General features: G+C 39.0%; 15 protein-coding genes. All 15 read right to left on the bottom strand.

The features are described 5' to 3' along the window. Positions 1–3: 3 nt before the first annotated feature. From P9L98_04520 to trpB, 15 genes are read right to left on the bottom strand one after another with little or no spacing between them, the layout of a single operon-like run. Positions 4–3,939, bottom strand: coding sequence for a radical SAM protein (locus P9L98_04520; protein MDP8216561.1), 3,936 nt, complete (start codon positions 3,937–3,939; stop codon positions 4–6). Next, a complete protein-coding gene (locus P9L98_04515; protein ID MDP8216560.1) occupies positions 3,940–9,693 on the bottom strand; it encodes a radical SAM protein in 5,754 nt (1,917 codons plus the stop codon). Continuing rightward, on the bottom strand, positions 9,690–10,457 hold the full coding sequence (locus P9L98_04510; GenBank protein MDP8216559.1) for a hypothetical protein: 768 nt from the start codon (positions 10,455–10,457) through the stop codon (positions 9,690–9,692). Before P9L98_04510 ends, P9L98_04515 begins: the two co-directional genes overlap by 4 nt. Next, complete coding sequence (locus P9L98_04505; GenBank protein MDP8216558.1) at positions 10,450–11,109, bottom strand: hypothetical protein; 660 nt, start codon at positions 11,107–11,109, stop codon at positions 10,450–10,452. Before P9L98_04505 ends, P9L98_04510 begins: the two co-directional genes overlap by 8 nt. After that, entirely contained in the window at positions 11,106–12,995 is a 1,890-nt protein-coding gene (locus P9L98_04500) for an ABC transporter ATP-binding protein (GenBank protein MDP8216557.1), read from the bottom strand. Before P9L98_04500 ends, P9L98_04505 begins: the two co-directional genes overlap by 4 nt. Position 12,996: 1 nt before the next feature. Further along, positions 12,997–13,770, bottom strand: coding sequence for an ABC transporter permease (locus P9L98_04495; protein ID MDP8216556.1), 774 nt, complete (start codon positions 13,768–13,770; stop codon positions 12,997–12,999). Then, positions 13,755–14,645, bottom strand: a complete 891-nt coding sequence (locus P9L98_04490) for a glycosyltransferase (GenBank protein ID MDP8216555.1) — start codon at positions 14,643–14,645, stop codon at positions 13,755–13,757. The genes P9L98_04495 and P9L98_04490 overlap by 16 nt, the downstream gene beginning before the upstream one ends. A gap of 1 nt (position 14,646) precedes the next feature. Continuing rightward, a complete protein-coding gene (locus P9L98_04485; protein ID MDP8216554.1) occupies positions 14,647–15,228 on the bottom strand; it encodes a nitroreductase family protein in 582 nt (193 codons plus the stop codon). Between the two features lie 10 nt (positions 15,229–15,238). Continuing rightward, on the bottom strand, positions 15,239–17,029 hold the full coding sequence (gene lepA / locus P9L98_04480) for a translation elongation factor 4 (protein MDP8216553.1): 1,791 nt from the start codon (positions 17,027–17,029) through the stop codon (positions 15,239–15,241). Between the two features lie 9 nt (positions 17,030–17,038). After that, positions 17,039–18,448: a phosphoglucomutase/phosphomannomutase family protein gene (locus tag P9L98_04475; protein ID MDP8216552.1), complete on the bottom strand. Its 1,410-nt coding sequence runs from the start codon at positions 18,446–18,448 to the stop codon at positions 17,039–17,041. After that, positions 18,445–19,149, bottom strand: coding sequence for a ribulose-phosphate 3-epimerase (gene rpe / locus P9L98_04470; protein MDP8216551.1), 705 nt, complete (start codon positions 19,147–19,149; stop codon positions 18,445–18,447). Before rpe ends, P9L98_04475 begins: the two co-directional genes overlap by 4 nt. 7 nt (positions 19,150–19,156) lie before the next feature. Continuing rightward, positions 19,157–20,227, bottom strand: a complete 1,071-nt coding sequence (locus tag P9L98_04465; protein MDP8216550.1) for a site-2 protease family protein — start codon at positions 20,225–20,227, stop codon at positions 19,157–19,159. Further along, entirely contained in the window at positions 20,211–20,633 is a 423-nt protein-coding gene (ruvX, locus tag P9L98_04460) for a Holliday junction resolvase RuvX (protein MDP8216549.1), read from the bottom strand. The genes P9L98_04465 and ruvX overlap by 17 nt, the downstream gene beginning before the upstream one ends. Then, positions 20,626–21,402: a tryptophan synthase subunit alpha gene (trpA, locus tag P9L98_04455; protein ID MDP8216548.1), complete on the bottom strand. Its 777-nt coding sequence runs from the start codon at positions 21,400–21,402 to the stop codon at positions 20,626–20,628. Before trpA ends, ruvX begins: the two co-directional genes overlap by 8 nt. 20 nt (positions 21,403–21,422) lie before the next feature. Then, on the bottom strand, positions 21,423–22,598 hold the full coding sequence (trpB, locus tag P9L98_04450; GenBank protein ID MDP8216547.1) for a tryptophan synthase subunit beta: 1,176 nt from the start codon (positions 22,596–22,598) through the stop codon (positions 21,423–21,425). Between the last annotated feature and the right edge of the window lie 3 nt (positions 22,599–22,601).

Genomic DNA, 22,601 nt, shown 5'->3' with positions numbered 1-22,601 from the left:
ATATTAACTTCCGGGAAAGATTATCATTCTCCTTGCTTTTCTCAAGAACCAAAGATATACCTCTGCTGCCAAAGTTAGAACAACTATCAAAACCAGGTAAGGCAGTTTTAAGATTCGCTTTCTTGGAATTAAAACCTCACCTGATAAATCTCTTCTCTCCCGAGGAAGAGACTGAATTCTGTTTACAAGAACCTCTAGCCTAGAGATATCGACATTATTCTCTCTCTGCTGCTTACCCTCCTCTAGGTTTGTCTCCATAACTTTAAAACCCAGCTCTTCTGCCAACCTTAGAAGAGACTCACCCCTCTCTCTCCTTAAAGGATAACTGTTGCCGTCTTCGGTCTCCCAGAGATAGTGCCAGTTGTCGTCGGGTAAAGGCTTTATTTTAAATTTAGAGTAATTTTTATATAGATCCGTACCTGCTATAAGGTGAAGAGTATTTATCGATTTGATAGTGTTAATATACTCTTTGTTACGTCTAAAGAAATCTGCTGTTTTCTGAAATTCAATCTCATCTTCAGATGGAAAACCTATCATGACAAAAAGTTCTGTCTCCATACCTGCAAGAGATGCTTTTCTCAAGAAATCTTCAGCTGTCTTAACGTTGTATAACTTACGCATCCTCTTTAAGACTTTATCAGAACCGCTCTCCAGTCCAACCTGAAGCTTAACACACCCCGCCTCTCTCATCCTTTTAAGAGTAGATATTTCCATATCCTTTCTAGGCATAACCTCACCTGTCCACTCTATTTTAAGTCCACTCTCTATGATCTTATCGCAAAGCCGCTCTAAAATTTGAGGGCTTCCATTTAAGAGCGGATCGCAGATAGTAAAGTTACTTATACCGTTAACATCCGTGTGATATCTTAACTCTTCAAAGATATGCTCTGCAGAACGTGAACGGTAGCCTTTTATAAGCTCATGATTAATACAGAAAGCACAACTTCCTATACAGCCCCGGGACCACTCCAGAATAAGAGACTCACCCGGATAGAGACTCAGATCAAAATCTCTATAGCCGGGGTATGGTATACTATTTAAATCTTTTATTACCGCTCTCTCTTTTAATGCAGTTGGTTTATCATTAACCATCCTTATTGCTCCAGAAATATCCTTGCAATTCCCGTCTTTCATTATCTCAAGGAGCGTCTCCTCTCCTTCCCCAACGACAAAAAAATCTATATGCTCTGCGATGTTATCTATAAAAATATTTCTTGAATGTGCCGTCAATGTAGCAGGGCCGCCCAAGATGATCTTTTTTGAGCTATCCTTTGCCTTTATTCTCTTTATAAATTCTATTGTCAGCCGTTCTTTAGGATCTACCACAGAGAACCCTATGACTTCAGCACCGCTCTCTATTATTCTGTTTACGGCCAAATCTATATCTTTGTCAAAGATCTTCAGGATAATATCAAACCATTCTTTGTCTCTCCAGAAGTTCTTGTTCTCAACATGCCAGAGATGCTGCAACTCTTTATCTATAGAGTTGTAAAATTCAATATTAAAATCAAATACAGCGGGGTCATAGTTATGTTTTCTAAGATAGTCTGCCAGATATCCAAGCGCCAGAGGCGGATTATTGATGCCCCAGGGAGCTGTTGTAACAAGAGCTATATCCTTCTTCTTGACCTTACTCTCTTCATCCGGTAAAGCCGTTGCTTCAGTGGTATAAGAGATGTTTAACTCTCTTAAAAGCCTATGTACTCTTTTAACCCGCTCCATTCTAAGATCAAAATCATTCTCCCCTTCTATGAACCATTTGATATCAGGACTTTCGTTAGGCAGTCTGATATTAAACTTTTCAGGGTTTGCAAATATCTCTGAGCCGGCCATCAGGAAGAGAGGATTTACAGATTTAACATAATCTATGTTCGTCTTATTCGATTCTATAAAATCAAGTGTCTTCTGAAAATCATCATTGCTCTCGGTTGGAAACCCGACAATAAAGTAGAGTACGTTTTTTATATTTGCTCTCTTCGTCAAAGAGAGAGCCCTTTTTGCGTCTTCTGCCAAGAACGTCTTACCCATAAGCTTAAGTATTCTGCTGGAGCCGCTCTCTACTCCATACTCTAATCTATAGAAACCTGCCCTCTTCATCTTTTTAAGCAGCCCCATGTTCATATCTCCCCGCGGTATTGCAAGGGCTGTAAGCTTTATCTTAAGATCCTCTTTTATTATCAGTTCAGATAATCTTTCCAGCCATTTTAAATCAGCATTTATCGATGAGTCCACGATAGAGAAATACTCTTTTTTTAACTCTTTTTTATAATACTTAAGCTCAGCTATTACTCTTTTAGGAGATTTTCTTTTGTAAGAAGAGCTTAAGATCTTAAAGCTGCAGAAACTACATCTGCCTATGCAGCCCCGGGAGAGCTCTAAAGAGATGCTGTTACTCTTTGTATACTCTTTAAGCAAAAACCCTTCATATTTAGGAAAAGGGATTCTGTCTAAGCTCTCTATCTTTCCGGGTTCTGTCTCTATAAAATTGCCGTCTTGAACTATAACGGTGTTTTTGACATCGACTATAGACCTGTTGCCGGATAACTTATGAACAAGCTTTAAAATGGTATCTTCGCCTTCTCCAAGAACTACCGCATCTATCAAGTTAAGATTGCCTAGAATCTCAAAAAGCTCGTCTCTCTGCTCTTTTACTGTAACCGAAATCCCCCCTAGTATAATTTTCTTCCGAGATTGGTTATATTTTATCTTCTCAATCATCCACTTCAGCATTAGATACATTGAATTTGTAGGTACCGAGAATGCAGCTATACCTGAATCGTCGCTCTTAAAATCATCCTCTATTTCAGAGAAGAGATCAGCATACTTCTCCATTAGAGAGTCGATGAATCTTTTATCTCTAAAGTAAAGGGAGCAGTCCATCCCCCAATACTTTCTATCATCCTCATCTACAGAGTTATGAATCTTAAGATTTAAGTCCATGACTCTTACCCTATAACCAGATGCTCTTAATACCTCGGCTATTACAGCTAAACCAACAGGGGGCCTCTCAACACCCCAGGGTGGAGGAATGATCAAGGTTATCTTCTTATTCTCTCTCCTGGGTTCTGACTGGGCGCATTCACACCTAAGGCATATCAGTTCTTTCTCTGCCGCCGTCTCCCCGTCTATCTGACTTCTTAAATTATTATATTTTTTTGAGTGCCAGATATCATAGAGAGAATCTTTTTCAATATTACCCAGCAGAGCCTCTCTCTTCCAATCCATGCAGCAGAGGACTACATCTCCATTTGAAAGAATATGGATCATCTTATCGGCCCAGATAGAGTTACAACCATACAGTCTCTCATTTCTTACTTTATTCAGCAGAGGTACATTGCCAGCTCTAGATATAGGGTGAGAGTATCTGCTTATTCTTTTAATGCCTTTTCTCTTCCAAAAACTGACTGCATCTTCAAGCTCCTTTTCTGATAATCTCTCATTTTTTATGAGAGTGAGCATTATAAAATCGGCTATATCTTTTCTATCTCTCTGGGCAATTTTTATAAAGTTCGATATATTATCCAAGACTCTCTCTAAATCCAAGCCCATAGTCTTCTTGATAGTATTTTCGGTTATTCCGTGCAGGCTAAACCCAACCCAATCTATACCGCTCCCAATAAGCTTAAGACTCATATCTTCATCCAGAAGGCTGCCGTTGGTTAAGATATGAGCTGAGCTCCAGGGCAACCTCTTTTTGATATAGACTATCTTCTTATCTATCTCTCTATCAAGCAGGGGCTCGTTCATTAGGTAAGGCATCACCACTTTCAAATCCTTATAGTCTTTACACTCATCGATTATTTTTCTGAAGATTTTAAAGTCCATCTTTTGAGATTTTATCCTGCCTTTAAGATAGGGGTAGGGGCAGAAATAACAGCTAGCATTACAGCCTGCAACTGTTTGAACCATGAGATAATTAGGAAAAATAGCTGTCTCCATCTATTTTCGGCTTACTCTTTCATGGACTTGTTCGTTATGCATAAAATTATCACACTCTTTATAGCAGTCCATCTTCATAAAGAAAGGATGGTCTTTTTTGAAATTCTTTGCTCTATGCCTAAAACCATCATACTTTCTGGAATACCAGATATCAGAGAGCGATGAAATGTTGATATTACCCATAATATAATCTACCCCCCTGCAGCATGGAACAGCGGAACCATCCGCCAAGATGCGCAGAAAATACCAGCCGACATAGCATGAAACTCTATCGATCCTCTCTCTGTCGTAATTACCAAATCTATTATTTGAATTCAGCCTTTCAATAAAACCATTAAGGTTCTCTATCTCTATTCTATTATCTTTAAGAGAGGAGAGAATACTTTTAAGATCAGAATTCAATTGCACAAGCTGATCTTCTTTTAAAAGCAGGGTATCGGTCTCCCCCTTAAATGTATCTACGAGAGTGAAATATAGAGCATCCGACCTTGTCTCTAAAGCAAAATCGACCATCTCTTTTATCTTCTTAAAATTCTGGCTGCTAATGACATTCGCTATTGTAACCTTGGTATCTTTAGCCTTAATAGAGTTAAAGAGGGCTATACCCTCTTTTATCTTAAGAAAATCTTCTCTCTCTGTCCCGGGATGCAGCAGAGCGTAAGTCTGGGGGTCCGGGGCCCAGATACTCAAAGCAAGTTCATCCAGATTTAAATCTGCAAGCCTTTTCACTCTCTCTTTATCTAAACCGTAAAAATTGCTCGTAAGACAGGTCTTAACACCGTTTGACTTGGCTATCTCAATCAATTCAAAGACCCCTTTATAAAGCAGAGGTTCTCCTCCGCCTGTAAAACGTATTATCTTAAGCCCCATAGCTATTGCTTCTCTTATGAAGCTTTTAGCGCTATATAGCGGGATCTCCTTATTTAACCATTCTGACGAAGGCTTGTTTGTCTTAAGAAGAGGAGAGTAGAGCCAGCAGCCGTTACACCTCAACTGACACCTGTTGGTTAAATCCATAACAATATGCTCCGGCCCCTGAAAAGCCTTCCTGGAGGTTATAATACCTGCTCTTACCTTATCTTCCATCTGAACTTGACTCAGCTCCTTAAGGCCGTCTCTCCTTTTTATCCTGCTCTTCTTCTTATATTTGGCTATTAATCTCAAGACTAATCTTTCCAGCTTTGTTAAGGACATAATCTTCTTATGCATGTGAAGATTACGCCCTATATCATCGCAGCTCTTATAACATCCTGCCTCTTCTATGTCTGGATCATTACCGATAATCTTAAAGAAAGGATCCTTTTTCTCATAGCAAAGCATCTTCTCTCTGCAGTATATCTGTCTGGGTGAATTCCAGATTTCACGGAAGCTCCCCTCGTAGATATTACCCACAGGAAACCTGTGCGATTTCAAGCAGGTGTTGATATTGCCATCCGGAAGTATTCGGGCAAAGAGCCAGCCGATATAGCAAGGCATTGAGTCAATGATATTCCTGTCATACTTTGCCTCTCTAACAGCTTCATCTTCGCTCAATCTTCTCATGAACTGATCAAACCTGAAGAGGTGAACTCCTCTGTAATTGAAGTTAGGAGCTAACTCTTTGGATATTTCGCTGCAATTACTGTAAAGCTCTTCTCTCTCCCTCTTATTTAAAGAGAGTCTGCCGGTCTTACCCGGGATAGTATCTATAAGAGTAAATTCAACGGATTCACAGCAGCTGCTGCGCGCAAAATCGATCATCTCTTTTATCTCGTGATAATTAAGGTTGAATATTACCTCATAAAGCTTTATCAGCGGAGCTCTATTCTTATTGCGGTTAAGGTATATCAGATTCTCTTTTATTTTATAGAATATCTCTTTGCTCTTATTAGGATGAGTATCGGAGTAAGTCTCTGCACTCCCAGCCCAAATACTTACTGTCAGATGGTCGACTCCAATTGCTATCAGGCGATCAATCTTATTCTTGTCAAGCAGTGTAAAATTTGTGTTTACATAACAGATCAATCCCAACCTTTTTGTATATTCTAAGACTTCCATTATCTCAGGATGCATGAAAGGCTCTCCGCCGCCGGAATAATAGACCTCTTTTGCACCCACCTCTTTTACCTCATTTAAAACACCTTTGAGAGTATTGAAAGGTATATACTGTTTTTTTAATTCAGAGGGCATTCTCTGCTCCTCCAGGAGAGGTGAATTACACCAGCACCCTATACAATCATTATTACAGTTGTTGGTCAGATCTATCTGGACATGAAAAGGGCCCTTATAGGCATATTTTGAGTCAAATATGCCTATAATATCCAGGTAGCTGCTGATAAGATTGCCGGGTTTTAAGAATTTTAAAATTCTCTTTAAAGTTAGTCTTGCTCCATGCGTTTTAAATGATTCCTTTATTATTTCTAAGGGGGCTTTTTTACCATAGAGCGTTGACGGGTCACAGAGAGGCAGCTCTCTCTCTCTGTTTTTAACTCTCAGTTCAAATCTCTCTATGTGCGGGATATAGAGAGAAGAGTATATCTCTATCTTATGAATTCCTGCATCAAAATAATGCTCCAGTTCTTTAGAATATTTAAGATACTTTCTCTCCCAGCCGCCTGTCGTAGCTTTTGCGATTTTACCAAGATACTCATTGTCTATCCTGAGCTCAACAGGTCTTGGTATCTCGGAAGCATATCTAATATAGAGTTCATAAAATCCGGGAGTTGAAATCTCTATACTGTACTCTGCATACCCAAAACCAGCTCCTCCATCTACAACTATCTCATCACCAAAAGAGTTGTTATCTCTATTGAGATTACCGTACTTAAAACTTTTAGCCGGTATTACAATGCTTCTCTTATGGTATTTAACATCCGAAGAACTATAGTCTCTGAGTCTAATATTATCCAATATCTCTCTATGGGTATTTAGGTTCATTCCGAGATTATCGCAGACTCTGTAGCAATCTATAGTTGAGAAATAGTCCTCTTTTTTAGAGAGATTCTTGCAGTTATAACGGAACCTATTGTAAGAGCTGGATGAGAATATATCCTGAAAACGGCTCTCTTTAATATTGCCAAGCACTATATCCTCCGCCTTGCAGCAGGGTTTAACATCACCGCTGGTGGTTATCCTTGTAAAATACCATCCTACATAACAGGGCAGCGAATCTACGAACTCCCCATCTAAATTTAAGCGTTCTTTGGATATTGAATCTACACGCCTCAGAAAAGTCTCAATTCCTAAAACCGTCAAAAGATCTACTTCAAGCGGTGTCTCGCTATTCTCCTTATAGCATTTTTGATGCAGCTTGCACCCTCTGCATATATCCCGATTAAAATAATAGTTTATATGTCTTACATCTTTTGGCGGATAAGGTACTCTCTTTTCGCTGTACTTTCCGTCAGGGCATCTTGCCAGCCTTATGCCGTTAGTGAGGTTGAACCCCTTTCTGAACTTCTTTAAAAATCTACCAAAATCCTTAAGCTCGTTTTTATGTGAAGACAACTCAAAAACTTCAAGATCTTCATTTGATATAAAATCCGGTACATAATCTTTGCGATCTTTAAACCGAATAAGCATCTCATTAATATCAAGAGCCTCTTTCTTTGTAACAACCAGATGCTCTGTCTTGCCTTCTATTGGCTCCATCAACTGAAACTCAAGATAGTCTACCCCTCTATCTAATGCAAAATCCAGCATTTGAGGAATGTTACGATAGTTTACCTTGGATATCACATTATATATTTTGACAATCGGTCTATCCTCCTCTCTTCTCTTAAGCAAATATTCTATGTTTACGGCTATCTTCTCAAACATATCAGGCTTTGAACCTGGATGTGTCTTAAGGTAGGTCTTTGCATCTCCTGCCCAGAGACTGATAGTAATATAGTCTATCCGGAGTTTAAAGAGTTCATCTATGAGTTTTTTGTTGAAGAGAGTAAAGTTAGTCACAAGGTGTAAGCGTATCTTCTTTATCTTTATATATTTAACGATTTTTAAAAGATCAGGGTGAATCAGCGGTTCTCCGCCGCCTGAGATCTGTATCTCCTCTACCCCTCCCTTATGGAGCTCATCAACAACATCTTTTATGGTATTTAAATCCAGCTCTTCTTCTAATCTCTCTCTCTTTACTCCTTTTAGATAGGGTGAATAGAGCCAGCAGCCTATACAGTTTAAATTACATTTATTGGTTATATCTATAACTGCTATTTTGGGACCGCTATAAGTGGTATGGCCGCTCAAGATACCTTTCAATACAGCATTATTCTCGGCTTGCTGTTGTCTGCTGCCTTCTTCAGCCTTTAATTGCTGTTTTACATGCAGGTAAGAAGATTTTTTCTGTAATGCAAATTTAACACCATAGAGATTGAGGTAGTTCCAAAATGACTTTATCTCTTCGATTTTAGTTTTCTTAAGCAGAGAGTCTCTCTTACTCTGATTCCACACTCTATAGGCCTTAAACAGAGACCTTTCCAGCTCCTCTGACTTAAGACCGGTAAGATTTACAATAGAGGCTTTATGTCCGTCAAAAGAACTCCAATCATCCGGCTCAATCCAGCCCTTCTCTTTAAGACTTTTAAAATAACTTGTCCCGGGGAATGGCGTAGTCAGAGAGAACTGAACCGAGTAAGGGTTTAGTTCACAAGCCAGGTCTATCGTCCTCTCTATTGTCTTCTTTGTCTCCCCAGGTAGTCCAAAAGTGAAGGTAAGATGTGTCTTTATGCCCAAAGAGTGGGTTAGCCTGATCATCTTAAGCGCGTATTTTAAATCCATATTCTTATTGGCGTTTTTAATAAGCCTCTGAGAAGATGACTCAACCCCATATTTTACGCTATATAACCCTGCCTGGCGCAAACTAAAGAGTAACTCTCTATCCATAAGGTCTGGCCTGGCCATGATAGCCCAGGGGAATTTCAACTTCCTTCTTTTGATCTCAGCCGCAATTCCCATCAAAAACTTTTTATTCACGTTTGCAGTATCATCATCAATATATATGGATTTGAAACATCTCTCTTTTATAAGATACTCCATCTCATCTACCACATTGAAAATATCCCGTATTCGGTAAGTATTACCGTGATACATTATGTGAGGCCAGAGACAGAATATACATTTAAAGGGGCAGCCTCGCGATGTCCACATCTGGGCAGACGGTAGAGGCATACCGCCGGGAGCATCGACATAATGCTCCATAAAAAGACCTTCTCTCTGAGGCCAGGGAAGGGTATCTAATTCTTTTATTAAGTCAGCCTGGCCGTTTTTAACTATTCTGCCGTTCTCTCTATAAATTATACCTTTTACTTTAGAGAGCGGCCTCCTATCTCTTAAAGCAGAAGCCAGGCTGAGAAGTATATTTTCATATTCGCCGATTAAGACATAGTCGATAAAATCTCTTTCCTTTAAAAAATCTACATCTCTTATGTTCTGTTCCGGACCGCAGAATGCAATAGGGGCGATATCTCTTATTCTTTGAGCAAGAGAGAGGTCGTAATCTAAAGAGGGAGTTGATGTCTCGGCAACTATCAGATCAGGTCTCTCCTCCTCAAGAGCCCTTATGAAATCAGGCATCTCTATCTGTTCTGCTATTGCATCTATGAGAACCGCACTGAATCCATTCTTTTTTAATAATGCCGCTGCATAACCCAAGAAAAAAGGATAAGGCAGATAATCTCTTTCATTATTTGGATCTCTTAGATGAGGCCAGCGTGAACCCGCTCTTACCCCCCAGAGTCCGTGACATTTCCAAGGCATATTTAGAAGCGCTACTTTCATTTCTTAATAACCGAAATCTCCAACTCAAAAAGCTCATATTCGCCCGACCTGTACTCTCTCTCATCTTCCATGATCATCTGCAGCAACCTACCGTTAAGATAATTATCTGTATTCTGTACTATCATCTTACAGGGATAGAGCGAGTTGATTATCTTGAATTTCAAATCCGGGAAGCTGAGAGGGTTATCTTTAACGCCTAGAGTCAAGAGAGTTCTTTTCCCGATCCTATCCATCTCCTGCCATTGAAGGCTCTTTTCAGGTAAGTCCAGACTCTTCTTACCCAGAACCAGACTGTCATAAATATTATTAACAATTAAACCAGTTTTTATCACTTCAATCATAATATAGTTCTCGACTATGAGCGAGCCTTTCCAAAGAATACTTCTCTCTTTAAGAGTAAAGACCCATTTATACTTAAGAGGCAGATTCCACCACCACTCTTTGATAATAAGAGAACCTGCTCTTTTTATAAACTTAAATTCGGCCTGTGTTGAATCGTGCCATTTTTCCAGATTTTTAATAGCGCTATGGAACCCGACATTATTTGTGATAAATCTTCCCCCTGCTATTAAACTTACACCTTTTGAGTTTGTGATTACCGTAATATCATCTTTTAAGATTGAGAGTGGTTTTGCCTTTCTCTTTTTTCTCTCTGCAGTTCTAAAGAGCAGATACTCATAGATTTTAATAGAAGTTATAATTATACCCTTATCTTTTAAAAAAGATGGCAGTTTTTTTAAAATAAGCTTGGCTCTCTTAATCAATTTTCAGCACACTCTCTAGCGATATGGTACAGTTGTCTTTGATTGGACCGCCTTCTGTATTTACAAAAAGTAATTGTAATACTCTGGCTGAATCTTCAAAACCTGTATTCTCAATCACACATAAGGTATCTTTTTTGGTTAAAACCGATATCCAGGTTAAATTCGGTACAGAGCTATTGGCCGATTTAAATGTTATCTGGCTATCTTTCAGTTGAGGCATAGACCAGATTCTATCCCAAAGCAAGCCTTTAAAATTAGAGAAATATTCTGGAAATTTACCCTGAGCATAATCCTTGACCAAAAAATCAGTATATTCATCTATAAGCATAAAATTCTGTTGGATCATATCTAAGCTTAAATCCCTCAAATTTTCCCATCTTAGAGTCCAATGTAATTTACCGTCTTTGAACTTAAAATCCCAGCTCTGTCTGTGAGGAAGATTTGCCCACTCTCCGTATAAAGATATACTCTCCTTATTTGAATCTAATATCTGCCATGTTGCAAAGCGCGAATCATACCAAGTATTGTTATGATAGATGCTGGAATACAATCCACAACTTTTACTTAGTATAATATTCCTATAGCTTAAGGCGGCATATCCTAAAAGAAACTCCAGTTTAATACCATCTCTCTCTATATGGTTCTTCTTCATAATACCGCTATTTTGATTGAAAAACTATTCTCTCTTAAATGGGGCGAAAAATTTAAATTAGTAGCACTCTTATAATACCAATCCTCTATAATCTCTAAACTTGTAGGGTTGTTTAAAGTAAGTTTTAATTCCGGCATGTTGTCTTTTGAAGAAGAGAGCGTCAGAGAGTCCGTTGTCAGTACACTGGTCTCTTCTCCAACCACCCCTTCAATTATATCGGAATTATAGTACCTGTATTTTGCTCTTGAATCCAATACAAACCCTATACCTGTTAAATGGACAGCAGCACCGGGAGTAAAAGAAGAAAAATTAAAAGTTAAACCCGAAGAGTTTATGCTTACTATCAAAAGCAGGGAGACGTCAATTTTAGAAAATTTTATTATCATTTGCAGATTTGACAAATCTGACTGATTTAACAATTCGCATTTAAAATCTTCGAATACCTCTTCTTGAAAATGAGAGATAAAGTTAATCGCTTTTAACAGAGGAGTATCTATATTCCACAGCTCCATCAGATTGCTGTTTATTAGCTTAATTAACTCTTTTAAGACTACATTACTTTTTAAGTCGATATTTTCCGCTCCCCCTCTTTGAACAGGATTCAATATCATGCAGATATTGATGCGGGGTTGAGATGTTGTAATCCGTACTATCCTCATAGAGGTATTGAAATAATGGTTGAAGAGCTCTATCTTTGCCTCTTTATCGGAGTAAACTATAAAAGATACTTCGGGATATCCTTTGCCAGATTCGGGTATCAGTTTTACATAGTTTGTCTTAGCCTCGGCTATCTTCTTCCACTCTCTCGCAAGTTCTCTTCCTACTATAGGGAGCTCAATCGAATCATCATCCATCCGGGCTTCTAAATATACATCTTTAAGCATAAAATTTATTTCAAGCTCTGGATATCTGCCCTCTAAAGTATAGTTTATACCTTCAGGGTTTAACTCTAACTCTACCTTACATATCTCCTCTTCTTTATTTAGCCCATACGCCGTCAATCTATCTTTGTATTCTTTTACGTCCCATTTAAAATCGGTCGAATAGAGAACACCGCCATCTTTTCTAAAACTCAAGAAACCGCCCATATCAGCCGTTAAAGGAGTACCTTTATATCTTAAGATAATCTTCCCATTATTAAATACGACATTGAGATCTCTATTTTTGATATAACCGCTGCCCCAGAGATCTCCTGCTATTTCAAAGAATATATTTCTCATCTCGCTTATATTACCTTCTGCAAATATTTTACCTTTCTCTAAAACTATACATTTTGAACATAACTGTTCTGCTAAATCAAAATTATGGGTCACTATAATCACTGTCTTTTCAGAGTCTGTAATCTCTTTTATTCTCTTTACGCATTTCCGCTGAAAATGGTAGTCTCCGACTGCTAGAATATCATCTACTATCAAGATATCCGGATCTGTATGTATGGCCAGAGAGAATGCCAAACGTAGATACATCCCCTGGGAATAAGTCTTTAAAGGAGCATATATAAAATCTCCAAGTTCAGAGAATTCAACTATATTTCTTAGAACAGCCTCATTCTCTATCTCATAAAGCTTGAGTACCATTTTAAGATTCTCATATCCTGTAAGATCGGGGATAAATCCTGCCTCAAGAGCAAAGATACCTCTCACTCTACCCTCCACATTTATAGTCCCAGAGTCCGGCTTGAGTATTCCCGCAATCGACTTAAGCAACGTAGTCTTTCCAGCCCCATTTGGGCCGAGCAGCGCTACGGACTCTCCTTTTTTGATTTCAAGGCTTACATCCTCAAGAGCTTTTATCTCTCTATCAACAGACTTATCGGGATAGGAAAACCTTACCCTGTAATACTCACAGAGCCCCTCCATCTTTATTGCTGCTATAGTATCGCTCATCTTAATTCCTCTTCAATATCTCTCTCTCTGTTTTTCTGTATAACAGGAATCCAAATAAAACAGAGATAACCCCTATTATTAAAACATAGAGGTATGTATTCTTTAAAAAGGGGTTGTAGCCGGCAATAAATATACCTCTATAGAGTTCGATAAAATATGTTAAAGGATTTAAGAATATCAGGAACCTTATATTCTCAGGAACCATGTAAGGCGAATAGAAAACCGGGGTAAGCCAGAAGAGAGCCATTAAGAGAACTCCAAGAAGATGCCGGAAATCTCTGAAATATAGAGTTACTATAGCCGCCATCAAAGATAATGCAGCTGCAAATACTACAGCGATTAGAATCGGTAAGACCAGTAATGGAAATTTAAAAATCAAGGCCTTATTAAAAAAGATAAATACAGGCAATAGGAAGAGAATGGCTATTATATGCTCAACCGTATTTGAAAGAACAATGGATAGCGGATAGATGATCTTTGAAAAGTCAAACTGATTCATAATAGATTTTTCTCTCATAAATGCCTCTGTAGATTCGACTATAACGTTGGAAAAATAGAGCCAGGGAATCAGAGCCGAAAGAACAAAAACATGGAAATTCTCCTTAGAGACCCCAAAGACTCTGATAAAAACAAAGCCTATCACACCCATAAGAAGAAGCGGTATCAAACCGGCCCAGGCTACGCCTAAGAGTGTAGAGGCATATTTTAAACGTATATTACGAACGGTTAACTCTTTAAGGTTTTTTATGTTCTTTAATATTAGTTCTCTTTCCATAACATAGTACTCAGATCAGCCAGAGATCTCTCTACCATCTTATAATCAACCGTTGCCAAATAAAATACTCGCGGCAGATCATAAAAAAATAGCGACAAGATTAAATACGGCAAATCTCTTAAGCGAAAATGTTTTATAATAAGATAGTATCTATTTCTAAAGGAGAGATACCTTATCGTTTTAGGAATTATATTACTTCCATGCCTATAATGGTAACCTATCGCACCTTTAATATACTCAAAACCCCAGCCTCTCTCCTGAGCCCTGATAGCAACATCGAAGTCCTCAACCAGATAATGCATTTTGGAATCAAAAAAGTCGGAGCAAAAATCTCTTCTTATGCTCTCCAGCATTTCACGCAAGTATAGACCGGCACACGCACAAGGCCCTATAATACCTCTAGTCCGCACTCTTTTTAAATCAGAGATATTTTTCCCGTAACCGACATCATAAAACCTGTAGAACCTGCTCAACTTAATACCCAGAGAGTCAATGGATTTTTTATCTCTCATACTCATAACGGTCCCGCTCCACATTCCTATATCGGGGTTTGAATTTTCAGCCTCTCTTACCATGGTAGATACAAAATCTTTATTAAGAACCATATCTGAATCCAGAGTAAGAACATATTTAGAATCCGTAGCTTCTATAACTCTATTCCTAACACTACAGACCCCTTTATTAATTTTATTTCTCATTAACCGTACATTTTTAAATCTCTGGATGATACCTACAGTATCATCTTCCGAATTGTTATCAACCACACAAACCTCCAAGTTCGAATAGTCCTGATTCTCTAAAGAGCTAAGACAATCGCCTATAAACTGCTGAGCATTGAATGCCGCTATAACCACTACCGTCTTAGGGTCATTCATCCTATTTAAGGTATCTATTAAAGTGAGCTATCTTTTCAAAGCTTCTCTTGGGAACAAAGAGTTGCCCTCTCTTGTCTCGCCAATACTTAATATCCTTGTCAGAATTCAGCATCCTGGGGCTCTCACTACCATAGCCTAACCCAATAAGAGAATCCAGCTTTATACCGCCAGGCAATTTAAATATCCTGGAGAGCTCTTTTTCATCTATTGCTCCAAGCCAGCAGGATGAAAGCGAAAAACTCTCGGCCGCAAGCATTATATTCTCTGCAGCTGCGCCTATATCTCTTAAATCCGGATTGGGGCTCTTCTTGAGGTTGATTAAAATGGCAATATAAACACTGGGGCTCTCTATAGCACTAGGCCCGCCCTCCGGCTGGATATATACAGCCCACTTGGTATGGGGAAAGATCTTGGCTGCTACCTCCTCTTCATTTACTATTATATATTCAATAAATTGAAGGTTTGCAGCAGATGGTGCAACCCTGCCTGCATTTACAATCTTTTTCAATGTTGCAATATTGATTTTATTCTGTTTAAACTTTCTAACAGATCTGCGATTTAATATGAGATTATATATTTCCATGACCATCTCCTTAATCCAATTTTAACATCGCTAAGAATGCCTCCTGCGGAATATCAACCTTACCAAATTTCTTCATACGTTTCTTACCCTCACTCTGCCTATTCCATAATTTTCTCTTTCTTGTTATATCACCGCCATAACATTTACCTGTGACATGTTTTTTTAAGGGGGGTACTGTCTCTCTGGCAACAACCTTACTGCCTATCGCAGCCTGAACCGCCACTTCGAATAACTGCTTAGGTATTATCGAACGCAATTGATGTACAAGCTGCCTACCTTTGTATTGTGACTTCTCTTTATTGATCAAAACAGAGAGCGCCTCACATGATTCGCCGTTTAGTAATACGTCTATCCTTACTAAGTTAACCTCTCTATATTCCAAAAACTCATAATCCAGAGAACCGTAACCGCTCGTGATCGATTTTATCTTATCATGAAAATCAACAAGGATCTCGGCAAGAGGAAGCTCGTAAACTATACCCACTCTATCCTTACCGTAGTACTCTGTGGTTTTGTATGTTCCGCGGCGTGTCTGAGAAAGCTCCATAACAGAGCCTATAGACTCAGTAGGCACCAAAATATAAGCCTTAACAAAGGGTTCTAAAATTTTTATCTCTTTAGAGTTGATAAACTTTGCCGGAGTATCAAGCTCTATCTCCGCTCCGTCTTTTTTAACCATAATATACTTTACATTGGGAGTGGTAATGATAATATCTATATCAAACTCTCTCTCCAATCTCTCCTGAATTATATCCATATGCAGCAACCCTAAAAACCCGGATCTAAATCCCGGACCAAGAGCAGGTGAATTTTCAGGTTCAAAAGTTAAAGCGGAATCGGTTAAAGATAGTTTTTCCAGGGAGTCTCTAAATAACGTAAAATCAGAACTATTTACAGGATAGAGCCCGGCATAGACCATAGGTTTAGGCTTTCTAAATCCCGAAAGAGGTTCCCCTGCAGGATTTAAAACAGAGGTTACAGTATCACCAGATATAACATCACGCGGAGACCTTATGCCTGCTGCTATAAAGCCGACCTCTCCCACACCTAAAGAGTCGACCTTCTCAGGATAGGGAGTCAATATCCCTACCTCCTCAACATCGTATTCACTATTTTGAGAGAACAATCTTATTCTATCTCCAGACTTGATAGAACCATCGAAGACTCTTAAATATAGGATAACTCCTCTATAGACATCAAAGTAAGAGTCAAATACCATCGCTTTTAAAGGGCTCTCTTCTTTCCCTGCTGGAGCTGGCACATCTTGCACTATTTTATCCAGTATCTCTTTTATCCCTAGACCCTCCTTGGCGCTGGTCTTCAGGATATCTCTTCTCTCTATCTGCAGTATATCTTCTACCTGCTGTTCAACCTCATCAACCCTTGCATTGGGAAGGTCTATTTTGTTTATTACCGGTATAATCTTTAAGTCTCTCTCCAGCGCAAAATGAAGATTTGCTACTGTCTGCGCTTCTACGCCCTGTGCAGCATCAATAATTAAAAGCGCGGCTTCAGAACAAGAGATTGACTTGGTCACCTCAGATGTAAAATCCACATGGCCTGGCGTATCTATTAAATTAAGCTGATAATTTTTGCCGCCCTCTCTATGCCAGAGCCTTACCGCAGATGCTTTTATCGTTATACCTCTCTCTCTCTCTAATTCCATATCATCTAATATCTGAGCTTTAAATTCGCGCTTTGTTATAGCTCCGGTATATAAGAGCAATCTATCAGCCAGAGTAGACTTACCGTGGTCAATATGCGCTATTATAGAAAAATTTCTTATTAGTTTTTTATCCATCAGACCTTACTACTTTATCGATAATGCAAATTTACTACCGAAATCAAGCAGCTCCTTAACTTTTTTAATTGATTTTGCTTCTGAATATACCCTTAATATCGGCTCAGTACCAGAGAACCTGAAGATAAGCCAGCTTCCGTCTTTAAGAGTGAACTTTACGCCGTCATAATCTTCATAATTCACAACATCGTAACCTGCTATCTTCTTAATCTTCTTACGTTTGAACTTTTGAAATAATTTTGATTTCAACCTTTCAGAATAATCTATATCTATTCTTTGGTAATGATAGTTCCCAAATTTCTTCTCAACACTAGAGACGATCTCTTCAATACCTCTATTTTCATAAGCCATCATCTCAATGAGCAATAGACCGCTTAAGATGCCATCTCTTTCGGGTATATAATCTTTAAACCCAATTCCACCTGATTCTTCACCCCCTATAAGAACATCCTGCTGCTGCATTATCTCTGCAATATGCTTAAAACCTACAGGGGTCTCATAGAGCTTAAGGCCGTAATCAGAGGCTATCTTCTTTATCAGAGAGCTATTAGAGAGAGTCTTAACTACCGCTCCCCTCTCTTTTCTGTTTTTGACAAAATGTATCAGAAGAAGCGCCATTATCCAGCCGGGGGATAAGAATTTACCTCCCGGCAAAACTGCCCCTATCCTGTCTCCATCTCCATCCGTTACAATAGCCAGGTCATACTCTCTCTTTTTCATCTCTTTTATTGTCAAAGATAGATTCTTAGGTATCGGCTCAGGACTTATTCCGCAGAAAGAAGGATTTACCTCTCCTCTGATCGTATCCACAGTAACTTTGGTATCCTTAAATAGCTCTGCTATCAGGTTTCCACCGGCACCATACATAGAATCATGAATGATTTTTAAAGACTTACTCTTTATCAAATTAAAATCTACGTAAGACTTAAGATGTTTTAGATACTCCTGCCTATATTCAACCTCTCTTATTTTCTTTGTCTTTTTAGCCTCTTCAAAATCAAGCTCTTTTAAAGCTGACGTTCCAATCAATCTCTCTACTCTCTCTGTATCCTCTCCTGAAGCAGGCGAACCTTTTTCAGTTTTTATCTTTATTCCGTTGAAATTGTAAGGGTTATGACTTGCAGTTATCATAAGCCCGCCTGATAATCCCTTGTTAATTATTGTCAAACAGAGCGAAGGAGAAGGGAGAACTGTTTTAAACAGATCAACTTTTATTCCATTTGCAGCTAATACTGCTGCTGCTGCTTTTGCAAATTCAGGAGAGAGAAATCTGGTATCAAAACCAACTGCAACCCTCAGGTCTCTTTTCTTTTTTGATTTCAAACTCTTAGCATATGCCTGTGCCACCCTCTTTACGTTCTGAAATGTATATTCATCTCCAATGACAGCACGCCATCCATCGGTACCAAACCTTATCATCCAGCTCCTCCTTTATAATTAGATATATTATTCCTAAGTTTAGACATAGCCTCTCCTCTATCAAGAGCATTAAGTATATAGTTACCTGTGACTAAAATATTACACCCCGCCTCTAGAGCGGGAGATGAGGTCTCTGCGTTTATACCGCCGTCTATCTGAATATCGCCTTTAAAACCATATTCCTCTCTTAACGTTCTTACCTTATCTAAGACCCGGACTATAAAAGCCTGTCCACCGAAACCTGGATTAACCGACATGATAAGTATAAAATCCAAGTCTATATTGGCCAATATCTTTTTAAAATAAGCAACATCTGTAGGCGGGTTTATTGTCAAGCCCTTGCGAACTCCTTTTACTCCGTTATATACTTCAGTAAGTTTCTTTAAGTTCAGCTTTCTTTCTTTTAAAAATGCTTCAACATGGAAGTCTATTATATCAGCCCCGGCATCTATAAACTTCGGAATAAAAAACTCAGGATCCTCAATCATAAGGTGTACATCCAATACTAGATCGGTAATCTTCCTGATATCTTTGATTACTCCAGGGCCTATTGTTAGGTTCGGGACAAAATGCCCATCCATAATATCGATATGGAAGAGATCTGCACCCTTATCTTCCAGATCTTTTAAATCCCGCTCTAAGTTAGAATAGTCTGCCGACAATATTGAAGGTGCAACCTTAATATCTGGATAGTATAACATTCTATCCTTACCTCCTGCCTCTATCTCTCGAATAGAGTCTATATACCTTACTTATATCCTCTAACGTCAAAACACCTTTTAAAACTCCATCATCTATGACCGGCAAAGCTTTTAACTTGCTGTTTTCCATCTTAACATAGGCAGAAGAGAGCGGCTCTCTGCTCTTTAAAGATATGAACTCCTTGAGCATAAAATCTTCCACCTTTCTATCCAGCTCTTTACTTCCCGCTGCCGCAACTACTTTTTCACGCGGCAAGAAACCAACCGTATTGTCGCTTGAGTCTAATGCGGGGAAATCTTTTTGGGCAACATCTAGAGCAATATTCAAAACCTCTTCCATCTTGGCCTGAGAAGATATGGTATATAATTTATCTACCAGAACATCTCCCACATTCACCCTGTCTAAGGTATCTTTTAAAGCGGCTGCTGAATCCTCCTGAGATGCGGCTTGAAATATAAAGAATGCTATTAAAAGCAATATTAGGTTAGGCGGCTGCATCAATAATGCTATAAACGCAAATATCAGCGCAAATATATGTCCAAAGACTGCTGCTATCTTTGTAGCCTTCTTATAAGAGAGTTTAATTGCCAGGAGCGATCTTAATATTCTGCCGCCATCCATTGGAAAAGCCGGGAGAAGATTGAAGCCTGCCAAGACAGGATTGACCCAAAAAGCATAAGCAACTGCTCCTGGCCAGGTTCCAGGATTAGGATGCATCAAAACCTCAAAACCTAAGATTGCTTTCAAAGGCAGGTAGAGAACAACTGCCAGTAAAATATTGAAGAGAGGTCCAGAGATGGATATTATAAACTCCTGCTTTGATGTTTGAGGAAAAGAGCGCATATTGGCTATACCGCCTATAGGAAGCAGCGTTATCTTATCTACCTCAACACCGAAACTCTTTGCAATAACACTATGAGTCAACTCATGAGCCGCAACGCATGTAAATACTGCAAAGATTATAAAGAGACCGGTCAATCCGTATATATACCAGAAAAAAATCGGTAAAACGAAAAAAGTTATATGGATATTTATATCTATATCCCATACTTTAAGTATTCTAAATGCCCCTTTCACTTCTTATCCTTTCCAAGTATGATTGCAGGATTATCTGAGCAGCTACTTTATCAACTTGAGACTTTATATTTCTACTATTTAAGCTCTTAAGGATAGTTTCAGCCTCTTTTGTGGAGTAGCGCTCATCCCAGAGGATCACCTTTACTTCTCTATTCTCACCAAGAATCTTAGCAAACTTTTTTATCTCCTGAGATAACTTAGAATCCTCTCCCTGATTATTCAGAGGATTTCCTATTATAACTTCAGCTATCTCATAGCTGTTAAAATATCTGGAGAGTTTGGTTAAAAGATCTGCCTTGCCTCTAATATTGAAAGTATTCAGCCCCTGAGCAAATATTCCCAGAGGATCAGATATAGCCACTCCGACTCTTTTAGCTCCAAAGTCAAGTGCTAATATCCTACTCATCAAGAGCCTTCCTTATCTTCCTGGAAAACAGCGCTATCTCTTTTATTGTTTTGCTCTTATCTCCTATATTTTGATCGATTATTTTAATAATTGCACTGCCTATGATAACCCCATCGGCTGTTTTCTTAATCTCTAACACCTGACTCTCTCCCGAGATACCGAAACCGACACAGAGCGGATTAGAGACCATCTTCTTTACTTCTCTTATTCTGCTAATGATATTACCCGAGAAGATATCCCTGACACCTGTAACACCGGTTAAAGATATATAGTAGATAAAACCACTGCACTCTCTATCTATCTTCCTGATCCTATCTTTTAATGTAGTAGGTGAGATAAAAGATGCTATAGCGAGACCAGAACCCTTTGCCTCCTGAGTAAACTCTCCTGCCTCCTCCAGCGGAAGATCCGGTATCACAACCCCGCTTAACCCGCAATCCTGAGAAAGCTTAAAGAATCTATCTTTACCCAATGCCAGAATAGGGTTATAGTAACTCATGAAGAGAACCGGAATCTCTATATTGCTTCTTATCTTTTTAAGTTCGATAAATGCTTTCCGAAGCGAAGCCCCTCTCTTAAGAGATTTAGCAGAAGCATTCTGGATAGTAGGCCCATCTGCAACAGGGTCGGAGAATGGTATTCCTATCTCAATTGCATCAGCACCGTTCTCCTGGAGTATCTTTAAAAGATTGCGGAATAGCTTCATATCAGGATAAGCAAATGTTATATAGGGTATAAAGAGCTTCTCACCCCGCGAAACCTTTTCCATTAATTGCTTCTGAAGACCCGTCATATTAGATACTCCTTTACGATATCTATATCTTTATCTCCTCTTCCCGATAGAGATATAATCGCAACATCTCTGGGTTTAAAACGGTTTCTGTTCTGAAGTATATAACCTATTACATGAGCAGGTTCCAAAGCAGGAATGATACCCTCTAAATCAGAGAGAAGTTTAAATCCCAAAAGCGCTATCTTATCAGTTACCGCATGATATTCTGCACGCCCTATCTCTTTATAGTAGGAATGTTCCGGTCCAACCCCCGGATAATCAAGCCCGGCTGAAACTGAGTGGGCAATCTCTATCTGTCCATTCTGATCTTGAAGGAGGTAGCTCTTAGAACCTTGAAAGACCCCTATCTTACCTTTACAGAGAGTAGCTCCATGCCTATGCGTATTTAATCCATCTCCAGCCGCTTCAACTCCGATAAACTTCACCTTCTTATTTTTAAAAAATGGATGAAACAACCCGATGGCATTGCTCCCCCCTCCTACACAAGCTATAAGGTAGTCAGGCAATCTCTTCTCAGCTCTCTCCATCTGCACCTTCGCCTCTTCCCCTATTACTATCTGAAAGTCTCTTACAATCATCGGATAAGGATGGGGACCCATGACCGAACCTATAACATAATGGGTGCTCTCTATATTGGTAACCCAGTCTCTCATAGCTTCGTTTATTGCATCTTTTAAAGTACGGCTGCCGGAGACTACTTTTATAACTTCAGCTCCCAAAAGCTTCATCCTGAAGACATTTAAACTCTGCCTCTTTATATCTTCCTCCCCCATATAGACAACGCAGGGCAGACTGAATAATGCTGCTGCTGTTGCTGCAGCTACACCATGCTGACCTGCTCCTGTCTCTGCTATTATGCGTTCTTTACCCATCATCTTTGCCAAAATCACCTGAGCAATCGTATTATTTATCTTATGGGCGCCTGTATGCGCAAGATCCTCTCTTTTAAGATAGATCTTAAAACCTAATTTTTTAGAAAGGTTTCGAGCAAAGTATAGAGGTGTCGGTCTTCCGACATAATCTCTAAGATAGAGGTTGAGCATATTCCTGAACTTCTTAGTCTTTTTAATCCTTGCGTAACTTTTATCCAGCTCATCCAAGGCCGCCATTAAAGTCTCGGGAACAAACTTTCCTCCGAAATCCAAAAAATATCCTTTTTTATCCGGCAACATCTA

The organism is Candidatus Kaelpia imicola, from assembly GCA_030765505.1.
GTDB lineage: Bacteria > Omnitrophota > Gorgyraeia > Kaelpiales > Kaelpiaceae > Kaelpia > Kaelpia imicola.
Note: the sequence above shows the minus strand (reverse complement) of the source record. Positions and strands in the feature narration are given on the sequence as shown.